Source organism: Calditrichota bacterium, from assembly GCA_013151735.1.
Classification (GTDB): domain Bacteria; phylum Zhuqueibacterota; class JdFR-76; order JdFR-76; family BMS3Abin05; genus BMS3Abin05.
Window position 1 is genome coordinate 1 of the sequence record JAADHR010000168.1, and the last position, 17,772, is coordinate 17,772.

Below are 17,772 nucleotides of genomic sequence, written 5' to 3' on the forward strand. Positions count from 1 at the left end.
AGTCACGAACACACAAAGAAATAATGAGATAAATGCTTTGTGGATTTGAGTTTTTGTGGCGCTAGAATGTTTCCGGGTAAATGATGTTTTAATCGATAAAACGAATATTTTAACGAACAGATTAAAAAAAGGAGCTTTTAAATGGAGAAAAAAATAAAAAATAGTTTTGGGTCAAAGGCTACCCTAAACGTAGGGGGCCAGTCCTACACGTATTTCAGTTTGAGAAAGTTGGAACGTGAGGGACTGGTTCATCTTTCGCGGATGCCCTTTTCCATTCGCGTTTTACTGGAAAACATGCTGCGAAACGAAGACGGATACCTGGTGACCGCAGAAGATGTCAAAAAGATTGCCTCCTACGATGCAAAAAATGTGACACCGCAGGAAATTCCCTACATGCCCGCACGCGTCGTTTTGCAGGATTTTACCGGTGTGCCGGCTGTTGTGGACCTGGCGGCCATGCGTGACGCCATGAATCATTTCAAGGGCGACCCGGCTAAAATCAATCCCATTGTTCGCTCGGATCTGGTCATCGACCATTCGGTACAGGTGGATGTGTTTGGTATTCCGGAAGCGTTTGTCATCAATGCGGAAAAGGAATTCGAGCGCAATCGCGAGCGCTACACCCTGCTGCGTTGGGCCCAGAAAGGCTTCAAGAATTTTAGCGTTGTCCCGCCGGATACGGGTATTATTCACCAAATCAACCTGGAATATTTTGCAAACGTGGTTTTGACCGGTTCCCTGAACGGCGAAACGGTGGCGTATCCGGACACGCTGGTTGGCACGGATTCTCACACGACCATGATTAACGGCCTGAGCGTACTCGGTTGGGGAGTCGGCGGCATTGAGGCCGAAGCCGTAATGCTGGGACAACCCTACTACATGCTCATTCCCGAGGTGATTGGTGTTAAATTGTTTGGAGAATTGCAGGATGGTGCCACAGCCACCGATCTGGTGCTCACTGTCACGGAGATGCTTCGCAAGCGAGGCGTGGTGGGAAAATTTGTGGAATATTTCGGCCCGGGTCTGAAAAAATTAAGCCTCGCGGATCGGGCCACCTTGAGCAACATGGCTCCCGAATACGGGGCTACCATGGGATTTTTCCCGGTGGACGACGCAACCCTCCAGTATTTGCGTCTTACGGCGCGGAGTGAAGAGGTCATTCAATTAGTGGAAGCCTACACGAAGGAACAGGGATTGTTTCGAACCCAAGAGGATCCCGATCCGGAATTCACGGATGTTTTGGAATTGGATATGGGGACCGTGGAGCCCAGTATCGCCGGACCAAAGCGGCCGCAGGATCGGATTCTTCTGAAAGAAATTAAGCCGAAATTTTACCAGACCCTTTCGGCTCCCATCAACGAACGCGGATTTGCTCTGTCGGAAAGCGAACAGAAAAAATCGGTGCCCATAACCCTGAATGGTGAAACATTTGAGCTGAAAAATGGTTCGGTGGTCATCGCCGCCATCACAAGTTGTACCAACACATCCAATCCGTCTGTGGTTCTGGCGGCGGGACTGGTAGCGAAAAAGGCAGTGGAAAAGGGGCTGATGTCCAAACCGTGGGTCAAAACAAGCCTGGCACCCGGTTCCCGGGTTGTAACGGATTACCTGAAAGAAGCCGGTTTAATGGGCTATCTGGAAAAGCTGAAGTTCCATCTGGTCGGATACGGGTGTACCACCTGTATCGGAAACAGCGGGCCGTTGCCTGAAGCGGTTGAAGAGGGGATCAAAAAAGGCGACCTGGTGGCCTGCTCGGTTTTAAGTGGAAATCGAAATTTTGAGGGCCGCGTGCATGCGGCTGTCAAAGCCAATTATTTGGCCTCTCCGCCGCTGGTTGTGGCGTATGCCCTCGCAGGAAAAATTGACATGGATTTCGAGAAAGAGCCGGTCGGGGTGGATAAAGACGGCAACCCGGTTTATTTAAAGGACATCTGGCCGAGCCAGAAAGAAATCTTTGAGGCGATGGAAGCGGCCATTAAACCGGACATGTTCGAAAAGGAATACGGCAGTGTGTACGAAGGAAACGAACACTGGAAAAGCCTGCCTTTGTTGGAAAGTGAAATGTACCAGTGGGATGAAAAATCGACCTACATCAAGAACCCTCCTTTCTTTGATGAGATGCCGTTGGACGTTCCCCCGTTACAGGATGTGAAGGGTGCACGTGTGCTGGCGCTTCTGGGCGATTCGGTCACAACCGACCACATTTCCCCGGCGGGTTCCATTCCAGTGGATGGCCCTGCCGGAAAATATTTGATTGCCCACGGAGTCCAGCCAAAGGATTTCAATTCCTTCGGTTCCCGGCGCGGGAATCACGAAGTGATGATGCGCGGCACCTTTGCCAATATTCGCATCAAAAATCAATTGGTCCCCGGCACCGAGGGCGGCTGGACGATTTATTTCCCCACCGGCGAAAAGATGTTCATTTACGATGCCGCCATGAAATACCAGCAGGACGGAACCCCGCTTCTGGTGATTGGGGGGAAGGAGTACGGAACCGGCAGCTCGCGCGATTGGGCAGCCAAAGGCACGGCTCTGCTTGGCGTTAAAGCCGTGCTGGCCGAAAGCTTTGAGCGCATCCACCGGAGCAATTTGATCGGAATGGGGGTGCTCCCGCTTCAATTCAAGGCGGGTGAGAACAGAGACACCCTTGGACTAACCGGCAAGGAGGTGTACGACATCACCGGAATTGCGGAAGGCCTGAAGCCCGGTCAGGATGTCACGGTAACGGCTACCGCTGAAGACGGCTCGGTAAAGAGCTTCAAGGTGCTGGTACGCCTGGATACACCGGTGGAAGTGGATTACTACCAGAATGGAGGAATTCTGCAGACGGTTCTTCGGAATATGATTTCGCACCGGAAATAGCCGTTTAAGGGCTTTTATCGATCCAATTAAGAAAAGGGCGGTCTTAAAAGACCGTCCTTTTTATTGAACCACCTTTGGTGCTTTACGCCCACACATCTTCAAAGAAATGCGGAAAAGGACGTTTCTGGCAGAAATCTTGCCCAAACAAGGAACAAAGTTTGGATTTGTGAATAAAATAGAGTAAATTTTGGAGGATGGGAGCGTGCGTTTTTAAAAACAGGCGGCGCAAAAACCCACGTAAGTTTTTCCGGCATGTATCAAAACCCGCGTAACCTGATTTCTAAAAATGTTTCGTTTTAAATGGGATGGACTGAAGTCCGGGAGGTCTTTGATTTTTATGAAACGAGTTTTTACAACGGGTGGTCTGTTTCTCCTTTTGGCGGGAGTATTTTTTTCGAACTGTTCAAAAAAACAATCTTCACAAACCCCTGTTACTGATCAAACAATTGTGGCCAAAGTAGACAATCGTGATATCACGGTCCACGATTTTAAACTTTCGTATGAGCTTTTCCCCTACATGCTTCGCCCCAGGGGTGGGTTCGCAGCCAAAAAGGGACAACTGGATCACATGATTCAACGCATTCTTTTTGCCCGGGAAGCGGAGAAAGAGGGGCTGGCTTCCGATCCAATGGTGCAAAACTACATTGAATATTATCGGAAGCAAGCGGCCGTTAAAGAGCTTTACAGAAAAGAAATTCAAAGCAAAGTCACCGTGTCGGATGAAGAAGCCCGCCAGGCTTATTTGAAAAGCCTGACCAAGTATCACGTAAGGCATCTTTTTGCCCCTACCTACCAGGAAGCCGCGAATATTTTGGCGCGTCTCGAACGCGGAGAAGATTGGGATACCATTGCCCGGGAGACCTTTCGGGATAAAAAATTGGCTCAATCGGGAGGCGATCTGGGCTGGGTAACCTGGGGAGACATGGATGAAAATCTGGAAAATACAATCTATCACCTGAAGCCCAATGAGATTTCTGCACCCGTTCGATCCCGTTGGGGATACCATATTCTGGAGGTGCTGGGTGTTCAAAAACAGGCCATCCCCTCGGAATATGATTTTCAAACACATAAAAAGGACATTGTTTACAAGATCAGGATGCGGAAAGAAAGAAAACTGGCCGGTCAGTATGTGAAGAAGATCATGGAGCCGAAACATGTGATCTTGAAAGGAAAGGCCTTCCATTACCTAAATCAGCAATTTCAGCAGATTTTCGGGAAAAACCCGAAAAAGCTGCCTCCCTATATGCCCAATATTTTCGATCGGGAAATCGGACAGATTAATTCCGCCTTGCAAAATCACCTGAATGACACCTTGCTGGTTTTCAAGGGCGGTCACTGGACGATCGGTGATTTTCTTCAGCGATTAAAAAATGTGCCCGTGATGGACCGCCCCCACTATGAAAATTCAAAAAAACTGTACAACGATATTGGTGTGATGATTCGGAATGAAACCCTGGCCAAAATTGCATTGAAGCGCGGGTACGATCGTCATGCGGAGGCGCGAAAAGAATTTGAAGAGAAGCGGGATGATGTTTTATACAGCAAAATGATGATGGTGTTGCTGGATACGATTAATGTGACGGATGAGGATGTCCGTAAATATTACGAAACGCATCCCCAGGAGTTTATGGATCCGGCCAAAGTGAATATTCGGGAAATTCTGGTTCGATACAAAAGTGAAGCAGAAAAGCTGCTTCGGGAGATTCGGAAGGGGGCGAATATGGAAAAACTGGCCCGAAAATACTCCATTCGGACATGGGCAGCCGAAAAGGGCGGGGAATTCGGCTATTTTCGCAAAAGTGGTCATGGAAAAATTGGCGAGATTGCTTTTTCTTTAAAGGTCGGTGATTTGTACGGACCGCTGGAAATTTCGGGAGGTCCCCCGCACGGAGGGTATTCAATCTTTCGGGTAATTGGCAAAAAATCGGCCAGGAAACTTCCCTTTAGTGAGATCAAGGACAATCTGAAACAGCGTTTGCTGCAAAAACGACGGCTTGCGGCTATAAACACATTTTCCGAGAAGCTTCATCATAAATTTTATGTCCAGGCAAATTACGATATTTTAAAGAAGGTGGAAACAATAGACGATAATGGCACAACCCCTATGTTTGTAATGCCCATTCAGAATTTCTGATTCTGAGAAAGATTTTCTATCTGCTTAAATTCCGACCAGAGTGCAGGAAAAATCTGCCCGATTTATCCTCAAAAACCCTGTCTGTTTTAGGTGAATATTGCAAAGACAGATTTGTAATTCTCTAATTTCAAAATAAACAATAGAGAAGAAGTGTATTATTTCGATACATTCAACACCAATGTAAAACACTTTTTATCCATTTCTGCGGCATATTGTTTGCAGCTTATAGTTGAAAAGTTTTACGGTTTGTGGCAGAAAGGATACATGAGGAATGAAGCAGGTACTCATTGCGGACGATGAAGAGGACTTGACGTGGAGCATTTCCCGCAGCTTAAAACGTGATCAGACAGATATTCAGGTTATCTGTGTAAATTCGGGAGATGAAGCCCTGCGAGTAATTCAGCGGCAGCCCATTGATCTATTGGTAACCGATCTCCGGATGCCGGGTTATACCGGGCTGGAGCTGATGGATGCGATTTTAAATAATCACAGAAATGTGAAGGTCATTGTTATGACCGCCTATGGCTCTCCCGAAACAGAGGACAGGGTAAAGGAAAAGGGCGGCCTCTATTATATTGAAAAGCCATTTGAAATAAATGACTTGAAACAAATGATTTACAGTGTGTTATCGGAGTCAAATAATTCAACAACTCTGGCAAAATCGCCAGTTGGAAGACGCATCTACGAGATCAGTCAACTTCAAAAGGCCGGGCAGGGTTATTTCATGTTGAATGTGATTACTAAGGAAAAAACCGGGCAGGTTTATTTTTGGGGAAATACCATTATCCACGCCGTATGTGGTCGATTGAAGGGCTGGAGAGCCCTTCATGAGATATCCTCCTGGGAATCCTGCATTTTCAAGGTGAGTTCCAATGTCAAACCCAGAGAACAGACCCTTTTTCCTTCCGAGAAAGTCCATTCAGAAAATGAGCCACTAAAGGCAGTACTGGAAAAAAATCGTAACTGATAGATGAAGAAATGTCTTGCTTTCCGAAAATTTTACTACGGTTTTTTTGTGGATATGACGATAATTCAATTGAATGGTAGAAAAGCTCATAAAAAGTAATGATGAAAGGATCAGGTTAATGGGCGAAGTCATATCCATAGCCAGTCAAAAAGGGGGCGTTGGAAAAACAACAACGACCGTAAATTTGGGTGCTTCATTTGCATCTATGGGGTATAAGGTTCTTCTGGTAGATGTGGATCCGCAAGGAGGAATTGCGGCCAGTTTTGGGTTAAGCCGGTATGATATTAAAGCAGGCGTTCTCGAACTTTTTTCGCAAACCATTGATGTCCGGGAAACCATTCACAAAACGGAGATGGAAAACCTGGATGTGATTCCCTGTAATGTGTGGTCCGATGAGGAAGAGAAACGCCGGCTCATCGGTTCGGCTGCCGAATCTCGACTCAAGGGAGCCTTGAAACCGATCAAAAACGACTATGATTTTATCATTAACGATTGTCCGCCTTCTCTGGGAAATCTCACGTACAATGCGCTCATTGCTTCCGATTCGATTATTGTGCCCATCCAGTGTGAATACTATGCATTGAAGGCGTTGGGCCGGTTTTTAAAAATGACACGGGCGGTTAAGGAAGAACACAATCCGTTGCTGCGGTATCGGGGGTTTTTGCTGACCATGGTTGACATGCGCAGCAATTTGACCAAGCGTGTGATCGAAAAAGTGAAGTATACCTTGAAGGGGATGGTTTTCGAGACCATCATTCCGAGAAATGTGCGCCTGGCAGAAGTCCCCTATTATGGGCAGCCGGCCCTTCTGTTTGATCCAAGGAGCAAAGGAGCGAAGGCGTATCTGGATCTTGCAAAGGAAATTCTGGCGCAGGATTCGCAATTGCAATCAAGAGAAGTGGCATAAATCTTGCTATTTTTATTAAGTAAAAGACATTTCCTGAAAAGAAGAAGGAGAGAATGTCAACATGCGACCTAAAAAGTCAAGTGGAAGTTATTGGATGGTTCTGGTTATTACCGGGTTGGTACTGGGAATTTCGGCGGCGGGTTTTACATTTCGGTATTACGATTTTGAAAATTCAAGCAAGCAGGTTCAAAACATTGAAAAAATGGTGAATGATCTGCGGGCGGCCATGAATGTGGATGCCGTTCGCCAGTCCAACATTCAGAAAATCATGAAATTAATTGCACAGTTTAATCCCAAAATGCCGTCTAACATGAGATATGACATTGCCAATGAAATCTATGAAATGAGCATAAAATTTTCCAATTTGGATGTGGATTTAATCTGTGCAACCATTACCCATGAGAGTGCCCGAACCTGGGACCCGAAGGTGACCTCTCCGGTGGGCGCAATGGGTTTGATGCAGATTATGCCCGGAACGGGCATGTTTTTGGCGGAATTCGAGAATATTTCGTGGATAAGCCCGCAATCGGTCTTGTTCAATCCGATTTACAATATTCGCCTGGGATGCCGGTATTTGTCGACATTAATTGATATTTATGGATTACAGGGCGGGCTGGCTGCCTACAATGGCGGTGAAAAACGGGCGGCTATGTGGCTGGCACACAACAAGGCCAGTGGGATCCTTTGGCCTGAAACCCAAAAATATGTCCCGGCCGTGCTTAATTTGTACCAACAATTCCAGAATTAGTGAGGAAATTTAATGGGTGTTGCAGGAAACAATTTTCCGGGAATCAGCGATTTTCATAAGGAATTGATTAATCGTTTTTTTAACCCCAAAAGCTATTTTATTTTTAGTTTTATCAACGAATTAAAAACCCATGAAGCCCTCCTGGAAAATCCTGAAAATGTGGCGATTATTGGGCTGGTGGTTGATGAAATCATCAATGCACCGGACAAAATTGAAACGCTTTTTAATTTGACAAGAATTCCCGGTTTTGATGTGTTTTATCATACATTGATGGAAAAAGTGGAATATTTGCGCGTAACACACCTGACCACCAATCAAATGATGGAAACCGTTAAGGAACTTGGAATTTCTCTGGCGATCACCTTTACGAGTATGATGACCCGCGCGGATTCCAAGAATGAGCTTCTTTCCTACGCGGGACTGAAAAAGACGAAACCGACCCCGTTTTCACCCCCCAAGGAACCATCCCTTCAGGAGAGCCCGCCTGACCGCAAAGAACCGACCGGGGAAACACGGCCAGAACCCATGAAAAAGCCGGTGGAACCCTCCGGAGTAGAAGATCTGTTTCAGAAAGGGCCAAAAGGCCCGGAGCCCCCGGATCCGTGGGATTTTTTCACCGATGACGTAAACGAAAAATTGGATGAAATTGACCACTTACTGGAAGACTTTCAAACTCAGCGGCACAACCGTTCGCTTTTAAAAAAGGTAAAAATCGCCTTTCAGGAACTTCGGGAATGGGCCATGATTCAGGGCAATGAGGGAATTGAAGCCATTTCGATGCGAACCCTGGGTGTTTTAAATTTGGCCTTGCGCACATTTGGATTTCCGCTGGAAAAAGTGCTCCCGGATGTGGGAGAGTCCGTGGAGGCGCTTCGGGAGGTGAATCGGTCCGGCTGGGCGGGAGAAAATTTAGACATTGTGCCGGTTGTTCTTCATCGATTGGAGAAATTATACAAAGACGTTGAAGAAATTGCCCAATCTGAAAGCACATCCGAAACCGCCCCTGAAACGCACGATGTAGCTGACGCGTTTTCTGAGGATAACCCACCTGTTGAACCGGAAAGCGATTTTGAATGGGATGAAGAATTTGATCAACATTCCCTGCCCCAGGATCAAATGGGGGATGAATCCGATGAGATAGAAACTTCCCGCCTGCTCGAAGAAACCGGTCTCTCAGAAGGCTTTGAAGAAGGGCCTTTGTTTGATGAAGAGAGCGTTACCGGTGACGAAGAAAGCAGTCATGAGGATTCAAAGGTCGCTGAACCGGAGGACTCTGGTGAAACGGTTACCGAGGAGAAATCTGCTGATGCGGAAGAGGTTGAAATCCCGACATTGGCCGATAGTGATTTTTCCGTTTCCGAAATGGAGAAGTTGTACGAAGAAATGTTTCCGCAAGAAGATGCCGTTTCAGAGAGTGTTTCCGGCGCGGACGAAACAATTCCCGCCGGAGCGGATGAATCTTCGGAACCGCAGGTGGAAGAAACCGAAACCGAGGACGCCCCTCTGGGTGAGATTTCCAATGAGACCTTTATCCTGTCGGAACTGGATGAAGACAAAATATCTGAAACCGTTGGTAGCGATGAAAGCGATGCTCTCTCATTGCCCGGAGAAGATGATGAAGACCTTTTACAGGTTATTGATGAATTGGCAGGTGAGCTTCCGAGCGATTCGCCGGAGCCTGATGAACAGCGCCCGTCTGAGCAATCCCGTCACTATCATACCAATCTTCTGGGTTCAGAAGACGATCAGGCGGTTGAGTCGGCAGATACTTCTGACGCCGGTACGCCATTACAGAAAGGCTCCTTTTCGGAATCCGAACATGCCCCTCTCATTATGCGGGGCGGGAAAGATTTTGTGGAAGAAGCAGAAATGTACTTTCAATTTGCCAAGCGGGCGTTTTCGCTTTTCAAAAAAGACGCCAACAATCACCGTGCCTACGAAGATGTGGAGCTGGCCTGCTATTCCCTGAAAATATTGGCCCGAAAACTCGGCTATGAATACGTAACCCGAATTGTGGATCGGATTGAAACCATTTTCAAGAAGATCCTGTCCAGAGAACTTCTTTTGAAAGAGGAAAACATTTCGTATATTTCAGATGTTGTTTTGGAATTGGAAAAAAGAGGCAAGCAAAATCGCCTGGCGGACAAGGAAGTTTATCCCTGGGCATCAGACGTTCTTTCGACTCTGGCATCGTTTGAAGAGCATTTCCTGAATAAAAAAATGGAAAGCAAAAAGGAGTCTCACGATTCAGAAGCCGAGGAACCCAAGGATCCGTTGGAATTTCTCATGTATGATGATACAGGAAAATATTTTAAACAGCTTTTGAATGAATGATCGTGTTGACGAAGGGTCTTTTTGTGAATGCCCCTGATGAACGGATAAACTCACTGTGTTTTTACTGGCCCGAATATGACAGGTCAACACCATCATGAATAGAGGCTGACGGAGGAGATTCATGCAATCAATTATTAAATCTGCAATGGACAACGAAAATAAGCGGGATCGGAAAAGACCTGAGCTCTCCAGTGAATTCGACAAGGAATTGGAGAAAATACTTCAATCGCATCGAACGGTTATCAAGGTAGTGGGAACCGGCGGCGCCGGAAACAATACCATTAATCGGCTTATGGAGATTGGCGTTAAAAATGTTGAAACCGTTGCCATTAACACGGATGCGCAAGATCTGCTGTACGCCGTTGCACATAAAAAAATTCTTATTGGAAAAACCATCACAAATGGGTTAGGAGCCGGGAGTGATCCGGAAATTGGTGAGGAATCGGCCAAGGAAAATTTGGAGGATGTTAAATCGACCCTGACCGGCAGCGACATGGTTTTTGTGACCTGTGGTTTGGGTGGGGGAACGGGTTCCGGGTCGGCGCCGGTTATTGCGGAGATTGCCAAAAGCATTGGAGCGCTGACGATTGCCATCGTAACCATTCCCTTTAGCGAGGAGGGTGTGCTGCGCTGGAAAAATGCTCAATACGGCCTGGAGCGTCTGAAAAAGGCGGCAGACACGGTTATTGTGATTCAAAATGACAAACTCTGGGAGATTGCTCCGGAGGTTCCCCTGAATGAAGCATTTAAGCTGTCCGATGAAATCCTGGTGAATGGCGTGATCGGGATTACCGATCTGGTGACGGAAAAGGGACTGGTTAATCTGGACTTTGCAGATGTACGAACCATCATGAAAAACGGGGGAACCGCGCTCATTGGGTTGGGTGAAAGTGATTCGGCAAACCGTGCGGTCGAAGCCGTGGAGATGGCTCTCCAAAATCCGCTGGTTGATCTGGATATTGTGGGTGCCAAAAGTGCGCTGATGAATATCATGGGCGGGACGGATATGTCCGTCAAGGATGCCAAAACGGCCATGCAAACCCTGGCGAAAAAGTTGGATCCAAATGCCCGTGTGATCTGGGGAGCCCGTGTAAATCCGGAGTTAAACAATTCCGTTCGTGTCATGATCATTGCCACGGGATTGCGCGAGCGGGAGCACAGCAGGGGCTCTGGGGTCTCCACAGAGTCGGACCCGGCCGCAAGGACGGCCTATGACGATCAATTTCAAATCAAAGAACAGGGAGAGACTTCTCCAAAATCGAAACCGGCACACGAAGGGGACGAAACCAAGGCACAAGAAACCGGAAAGACAAAAAAAATATTCCGGGAAATCCTGGAAGAAGAATCGGATGCCGATCTTCAACTCTTTCAAACCGCTCTGTCGTCCCTTTCTGAGAATATTTTGGACTGGAGTGCCTGGAATGAGATAAAGACGGCCAGTTCGTCACTCGCAGGTACGGCTCAAATGTTTGACTTTTACGAGATTAGCCGCTTTATGAATGATATTGAGGATTTTGTTGCTGTTGTACAGGATCGCGAACAGGATCTGCCGGCTCCCTTTGTAAAAGTTTTGGAGCTGGTTCCGGATCTGTTTTTGGACATGATTCATGGCAAAGAGGGAATTACACAATTTGTTGAGGATTTCAGGGCAAAATTGGCCTCTTTTCGTGAATATCTTGAAGTCGAAGAAAACCTGTCGTCCGAATCCGTTGCCGAAAAGGCAGCAGAAATGATAACCTCCTTAATGGAAACGAAGCCCTCCCAATTTGGAGGGAGTCCGGATGATCTTAAAAAAAAAGACGTGACGAATAATTCAGGGGAGGATGAAAATATTCAATCCGTCAATGATGCTGTTAAGTACGTAGATGATTTGTTAAAGGGGCTGTCGTGAGAACCCTTTTCCCTTAAAACATGGTATTTCAACGGATCGCAGGGGGGATTGGCAGAATGAGCAATTTGTAGGTGATTTTGGGTGTGAAAAGAAAAAATGGTGATGGTATGCAAGAAAAAAAGACATTGGCAACGGGAGAAACGGTACAGGGTTCCGCCAAGGAATTTGTAGCTTACTACCAACTGGAGATTCAACACCAGGTGGATACGATGCGGGAGCTTGTTCAACAGCTGCGAAAAGACCCGCAGAATCGTCCTCTTCTGGAAGAAATTCACCGGGCGAGTCAGGCTATTTCCGATTTGGCGATGGTGTATGGTTTCGAGGGTGTGGAAGTGATCGCCGACCGGATTGAGCGGGCGGTTAAAAAACTGGCCAAAGAGGATGTCTCGGAAGAATTCCTGCTGCGGTTAGGGGAGGCCATCGGCGCCATTGAGAAGGCCATGATTCTCATTGATGAACGCCGGGAACGGCAGATCATTCGTGATTTGTCCCGGCAGGCATTTGACTCGGACTCCTTTTCCTATGTTGAGCCGGCAAGTGAAATCTATTCAAACGATGAAAAGACCCAGGAAGATGAATTTAATTTTGACATCAAGGAAGATGAAAAACTCATCTCCATTTTAAGTGATGTGGATGATGAACTCTACGAAATTGAGAACAGGCCTGTTTTACCCTCGGAAAAAGAAAAAGCAGATCCCGCACCGGATTTTGAGCCCGTGGATTCCTCAGAGCTGAATTTTGAATTTCAGACTGGCGAGGAAAAGATGTTTTCTGCCGATGAGTCCGCTTCCGGCGAAGATGTGCTGGAGATCGATTTTCAAAAAATAAGGGAAAGTGCCGATAAGAAGAAGGAAGGGTTGTTTCATAAAATCAGCAGGCTTTTCGGGGGAAAATCGGAAAAACAGGAAGTACTGGAACAGTCGTAATGTGAGCGGTAAAGACCTAAATGATCCTCCTCCCAGGCCAGGGCTCTGCTCTGGCCTTTTTGCATCACTTTTTGTTGAGCGGCTGAAAGGACGAAAAATCTGAAAGACTAACAAATTGAAATGGGAAAATTCGAAAAAAATACGACACTATTTTTGAGGGAACTAAATTGGAGCGGCAATGGAAAAAGAGTTTCGGGCTTTTATCGATCAGCATGTGCGTATTATTGAACCCCTTTCGCGGGAAATGAATCTGAGTTTCTGGGAAGCCTCAATTTCGGGCCGGAAAAAAGATTACGAGCGAACCGCAGCTCTTGAGTTGGAACTCAGGCAAATCTATTCCAACCGCAAGGATTTTGAGAAGATCCAATCGTTTAAACAATCGAAAGACATCCGGGACCCGTTACTGCTTCGCCAGCTTGATATTCTTTTTAATGCCTATCTGGAAAATCAAATTGATGATGACCTCACAAAGAAAATCGTCTCCCTCAGTAATGAAATTGAAAATATTTTCAACACCTTTCGTGCCGAGCTGGAGGGAAAACCGACCACCAATAATCGCATCCTGGATATTTTGCGCTACAGTACGGACTCGAATATGCGACAAAAAGCCTGGGATGCCAGTAAGCAGGTTGGGCCGGTGGTGGTTGACAAACTGCTCCATCTTGTGAAATTACGGAATCAGGCCGCCCGGCAACTGGGATTTGAGAATTACTACATCATGTCGATGACGCTTTCCGAGCAAGACCCCGCTGCCATTGAAGCCCTTTTTCAGGATCTGGCAGACCGCACAAATGCCCCTTTTCAGGAATTGAAAAGGGAAATCGACAACACACTGGCTGTTCGGTACGGAATTTCCGTTGCTGAAATCAAGCCCTGGCACTATGAAGATCCGTTTTTCCAGGAAGCTCCGCATATTTTCAAGACCAATTTCAGTCAGTTCTTTAAGGACCGGGATGTTGTGGATTTGGCCCGTGAATTCTATTCCAGTATTCATCTGTCCGCCGATCCGATTTTGAAAAACAGTGATCTTTATGAGAGGCCGGGGAAAGATCAGCACGCCTTTTGCATCGATATTGATCGAAAAGGGGATGTTCGGGTTTTGGCCAACGTGAAAAATGATGAGTACTGGATGTCAACCATGCTGCATGAGCTTGGGCATGGGGTGTACGATTATTATATCGACCGGGAACTTCCCTTTCTGCTGAGAACGCATGCGCACATTTTTGCGACAGAGGCCGTGGCCATGTTTTTCGGACGACTTTTACACAATGCGGATTGGCTTGAAAAGATGGTTGACATCCCAAAGCATTTAAGACAACCCATTCAAAAGGAAGCCCGAAAAACACTTCGTCTTCAACAGCTGGTGTTTAGCCGATGGGCGCAGGTCATGGTGCATTTCGAACGTGAGCTTTACCGCAATCCGGATCAGGATTTAAACAGCCTGTGGTGGCAGTTGGTGGAAAAATACCAGTTCGTGCGAAAACCGGAAGGACGCGACGCCCCGGATTGGGCGACAAAGGTTCACATGTGTTCGGCTCCCGTCTATTATCACAATTACCAGTTGGGTGAATTGATGGCCTCTCAGATCCATCATTTTCTGCTCACTCAGGTTTTAAACCTGCCGGCTGATCAACAGGTGGGGTTTGTGGAAATGGCAGAAGTGGGCACCTATTTTCGCGAAAAAATCTTTTCGGTTGGGGCCCGGTACCATTGGGATGAATTACTGAAATTTGCTACAGGAGAAAGCCTGACGCCCAAATATTTTGTCCGGCAATTTGTGTAACTGTTTCCATAAAATAACAGGACCTGGTATTCTGGCTTTCAGGCGGATTACATTTCGCCAGACACCATAAGCGTCTCTTGGGCGGGATTCCATCCAATATATTTCCTTCATATTTAACGTCCTCTTGCCGATAATACAATGAAAGTGTTTATCGTTTCCGAAAGGCACCAAGAGGATGGCATGTCTCTGAGAAAACAACAAAAATCATCTGCATCTGCCCATATTCTGCTGGTAGAAGATCAACCCGAGCACGCCCGCTTTACAAAAGTGTACTTGCAGCGAAAAGGCTACCAGGTTGTCACCACGCCGTCGGCCCCCCGGGCGGTAAAACTGGCTCAGCAAAACGATTTCGATCTCATTCTTATGGACGTGATGCTCCCGGACGGCAGCGGCATTGAGGTTTGCGACAAAATTCGCCGGGACACGCGCCTTAAAAATGTGCCGATTATGATGGTAACCTCCCGAGGGGATTTAACCGACAAAATCAAGAGCTTTGACGTTGGAGCGGATGATTACATTGTTAAACCCTTTCAGCTGGAAGAACTGCTGGCCCGCGTGGAACTCATGATCCGTACGAAGGAGCTGAGGGAATCGGAAGAGAGATACCGGGACCTGGTCGAAAATTTGCAAGACCTGGTATTCATGATCGAAAAAGACGGGGTTATCCGTGGAATAAATCTGAAAACAGAAAAAACACTGTCTCGAACGCGGGAAGATATTTTGGGAACGGCGCTTTCAACTTACATTCACCCGGATTTCCAGAAGGCCTTTGAAGCCCTTTTGCGGGCCGTTGAAACCGGTCAATCTGCCGAAAATGCCTACCTCAAACTGGTGACACCCGATCATCAAATTGTTCCCGTACAAACAAGTGCCTCAGCCATGCGGGTGGGCACCCGGGTGGTTCAAATCCGCCTGATTATGCGGGATGTAACGGAACAGGAGCGTTTGGAGGCTGAGATCCAGCACTACACCCAGTTGCTGGAAGAGAAGGTGGCGGACAAAACACGCCAGCTAAATGCCACGCAGCAAAAGCTGATTCTTGCGGAAAAAACAGCTTCGCTGGGTCAATTGGCGGCGGGTGTGGCTCACGAACTTCGAAACCCGCTCAATATTATCGGAACATCCATTTACTATTTGTCAAAAGTCATTCGCGGGGACAATCAAAATGTGCGGGAGCATTTAAGCATTATTCAGTCGGAAATAGAGCGGGCCCAAAGAATTGTTACCAATCTTTTGGATTTTTCAAGAAAAACACCGAACGAACGCGAAGCAGCCGACGTGAATCAAATCCTGAAAAATCTTTTTATGCTGATTGAAAAGGATTTGCGTCAATCGGACATTGAACCCCGGCTTAATCTCAAGCCGGTTCCGTATTGCAAAGCGAATATCGACGACATGAAACAAATATTTCTGAACCTCATTATTAATGCAAAAGAAGCCATGCTGAATGGGGGAACGCTGTCTATTAGCACCGATTACTCACCAGAGGGCTGGGTTCTGATTGAAATTTCCGACACGGGTTCGGGTATTCCCAAAGAGATCCAGAACAAGATATTTGATCCCTTCTTTACGACGAAAGCCGAAATGAACGGTACCGGGCTCGGATTGAGTATGGTTCAATCGGGAGTCAAGCGAAACAAGGGTGAAATTGATCTGGAATCGGAGCCGGGCATCGGAACCACGTTTACCATTCGTTTCCGGGCGCAAGAGCCGTTTCGCTAATATCATGGACAGGATCAACGCAGCCGAATGAGCAAAATCAAAGCCAAAATCCTTATTGTCGACGACGAAAAAAATCTCCTGAAAACCTTGAAAGATTCTCTTTCGCTGGAGGGCTATCATGTGATGACGGCCTCCAACGGGCGGAATGCACTGCAGATTCTAACCATGCAGCCCGTAGATGTGGTTCTTACGGATGTAAAAATGCCCGGAATGTCTGGCTTTCAACTCCTGAAAGAAGTGAAGAAGAGGTGGCCCGAGACGCACGTAATTGTTATGACGGGGTACGGCTCCATTCAATCGGCAGTTGAAAGTATTCAGCAGGGCGCCGCAAACTACATTCTGAAACCCATCCACGTGGAAGACCTTTTGAGGAATCTTTCCGAATTGATCCACGGGCCTCTTTCACACAACATGCTCAGAATTAATGAGGACGCTGCGTTTGTCGTTGGAGATGTGGTCATTATTGGCAGTTCCCCTCCGATGAAGCGCGTTTTCAATACCCTTAAAAAAGTGGCGGCAACCGATTTGCCTGTGCTTATTTTGGGAGAAAGCGGCACCGGAAAGGAATTGATTGCCAGTGCCCTGCACAATTTGAGTACACGTTCCCAGAAGGCGTTCATAAAGCTCAACTGTGCGGCCCTACCAGAGAATCTGTTGGAAAGCGAGCTTTTTGGCTATGAAGCGGGGGCGTTTACCGATGCCCGGAAGCCAAAAGCCGGAAAATTGGAATTGGTTGAAGGAGGCACACTTTTCCTGGATGAAATCGGCGACATGGCATATCCCATGCAGGCCAAATTACTCCGTGTACTGGAGTATCATGAATTTGAACGGTTGGGCAGTACAAAGACCCTGAAATCTGATTTTCGAATTTTGGCCGCAACCAACCAAAATCTGTTCAAAAAGATTGAATCAAATGAGTTTCGGGAAGATTTGTTTTACAGACTGAACACGATTACCCTTGAGCTTCCCTCCCTGCGGGAAATGAAAGAAGACATCCCCAATCTCTTGAATTTCTTTCTGCAGGATTATTGCGAGCGCTACCACCTGCCGGTTCCGGAGGTTTCCAGGGAGGCACGTGACATCCTCATGAAGTATCGATGGCCCGGCAACATCCGGGAGTTCAGAAATGTGATTCAACGAGCCGTTGTTCTCAGTGACGGAAAAGAGATTCGGCCATCCGACCTGCCCCATTACATGTGGAAGGTTCAATCTGCCTCCACTTCCTCCCTGGAGTTCACCGACAACATTCCGTCGCTTGAAGAGCTGGAACGGGAACATATTCGCCGCATTCTGGAAATTACCCACGGAAACAAAAACCGCACCGCAGCCATTTTGCATATTCACAGAGACACCCTGTACCGGAAGTTGAGAAAGTACAATCTGGAATAGTCTCCTTCTTTTTCTTCAGGCGTTACATTAAAAAAATTCGGTTTCACTGCAGCCCATCCGAAAGCCCCTTTGTATATCCAGCGCAAAAACGGGCCATCCAGTCTGGCTG

General features: G+C 47.0%; 11 protein-coding genes. All 11 read left to right on the plus strand.

The window, feature by feature from the left end:
- The first annotated feature begins 153 nt into the window (after nucleotides 1-153).
- The 11 genes from acnA (at nucleotide 154) to GXO76_11870 (ending at nucleotide 17,663) form a co-directional block, all read left to right on the plus strand.
- Nucleotides 154-2,862, plus strand: coding sequence for an aconitate hydratase AcnA (acnA, locus tag GXO76_11820; protein ID NOY78546.1), 2,709 nt, complete (start codon nucleotides 154-156; stop codon nucleotides 2,860-2,862).
- A 337-nt stretch (nucleotides 2,863-3,199) separates the two neighbouring features.
- Nucleotides 3,200-4,996, plus strand: a complete 1,797-nt coding sequence (locus tag GXO76_11825; protein ID NOY78547.1) for a hypothetical protein — start codon at nucleotides 3,200-3,202, stop codon at nucleotides 4,994-4,996.
- Between the two features lie 271 nt (nucleotides 4,997-5,267).
- Entirely contained in the window at nucleotides 5,268-5,963 is a 696-nt protein-coding gene (locus tag GXO76_11830) for a response regulator (protein NOY78548.1), read from the plus strand.
- A 118-nt stretch (nucleotides 5,964-6,081) separates the two neighbouring features.
- A complete protein-coding gene (locus GXO76_11835) occupies nucleotides 6,082-6,870 on the plus strand; it encodes a ParA family protein (GenBank protein ID NOY78549.1) in 789 nt (262 codons plus the stop codon).
- Nucleotides 6,871-6,931: 61 nt separating this feature from the next.
- The gene (locus GXO76_11840) at nucleotides 6,932-7,618 is read left to right on the plus strand and encodes a lytic transglycosylase domain-containing protein (GenBank protein ID NOY78550.1); all 687 of its coding nucleotides are present in this window, start codon (nucleotides 6,932-6,934) and stop codon (nucleotides 7,616-7,618) included.
- A 12-nt stretch (nucleotides 7,619-7,630) separates the two neighbouring features.
- Nucleotides 7,631-9,952, plus strand: a complete 2,322-nt coding sequence (locus GXO76_11845; GenBank protein NOY78551.1) for a hypothetical protein — start codon at nucleotides 7,631-7,633, stop codon at nucleotides 9,950-9,952.
- A 121-nt stretch (nucleotides 9,953-10,073) separates the two neighbouring features.
- Entirely contained in the window at nucleotides 10,074-11,843 is a 1,770-nt protein-coding gene (gene ftsZ / locus GXO76_11850) for a cell division protein FtsZ (GenBank protein ID NOY78552.1), read from the plus strand.
- Between the two features lie 107 nt (nucleotides 11,844-11,950).
- Nucleotides 11,951-12,769, plus strand: a complete 819-nt coding sequence (locus GXO76_11855) for a hypothetical protein (protein NOY78553.1) — start codon at nucleotides 11,951-11,953, stop codon at nucleotides 12,767-12,769.
- A 178-nt stretch (nucleotides 12,770-12,947) separates the two neighbouring features.
- Entirely contained in the window at nucleotides 12,948-14,552 is a 1,605-nt protein-coding gene (locus GXO76_11860; protein NOY78554.1) for a peptidase M3, read from the plus strand.
- A gap of 180 nt (nucleotides 14,553-14,732) precedes the next feature.
- Nucleotides 14,733-16,274 (plus strand): response regulator, encoded by a 1,542-nt coding sequence (locus tag GXO76_11865; GenBank protein ID NOY78555.1) that lies wholly within the window; start codon nucleotides 14,733-14,735, stop codon nucleotides 16,272-16,274.
- Between the two features lie 27 nt (nucleotides 16,275-16,301).
- Entirely contained in the window at nucleotides 16,302-17,663 is a 1,362-nt protein-coding gene (locus GXO76_11870; protein ID NOY78556.1) for a sigma-54-dependent Fis family transcriptional regulator, read from the plus strand.
- The last annotated feature ends 109 nt before the right edge of the window (nucleotides 17,664-17,772 follow it).

Excerpts from the sequence above, each read along its gene's own strand:
- GXO76_11825 (NOY78547.1), top strand. The coding sequence starts at position 3,200 with ATGAAACGAGTTTTTACAACGGGTGGTCTGTTTCTCCTTTTGGCGGGA.
- GXO76_11830 (NOY78548.1), top strand. The coding sequence starts at position 5,268 with ATGAAGCAGGTACTCATTGCGGACGATGAAGAGGACTTGACGTGGAGC.
- GXO76_11835 (NOY78549.1), top strand. The coding sequence starts at position 6,082 with ATGGGCGAAGTCATATCCATAGCCAGTCAAAAAGGGGGCGTTGGAAAA.
- GXO76_11840 (NOY78550.1), top strand. The coding sequence starts at position 6,932 with ATGCGACCTAAAAAGTCAAGTGGAAGTTATTGGATGGTTCTGGTTATT.
- GXO76_11845 (NOY78551.1), top strand. The coding sequence starts at position 7,631 with ATGGGTGTTGCAGGAAACAATTTTCCGGGAATCAGCGATTTTCATAAG.
- ftsZ (NOY78552.1), top strand. The coding sequence starts at position 10,074 with ATGCAATCAATTATTAAATCTGCAATGGACAACGAAAATAAGCGGGAT.
- GXO76_11855 (NOY78553.1), top strand. The coding sequence starts at position 11,951 with ATGCAAGAAAAAAAGACATTGGCAACGGGAGAAACGGTACAGGGTTCC.
- GXO76_11860 (NOY78554.1), top strand. The coding sequence starts at position 12,948 with ATGGAAAAAGAGTTTCGGGCTTTTATCGATCAGCATGTGCGTATTATT.
- GXO76_11865 (NOY78555.1), top strand. The coding sequence starts at position 14,733 with ATGTCTCTGAGAAAACAACAAAAATCATCTGCATCTGCCCATATTCTG.
- GXO76_11870 (NOY78556.1), top strand. The coding sequence starts at position 16,302 with ATGAGCAAAATCAAAGCCAAAATCCTTATTGTCGACGACGAAAAAAAT.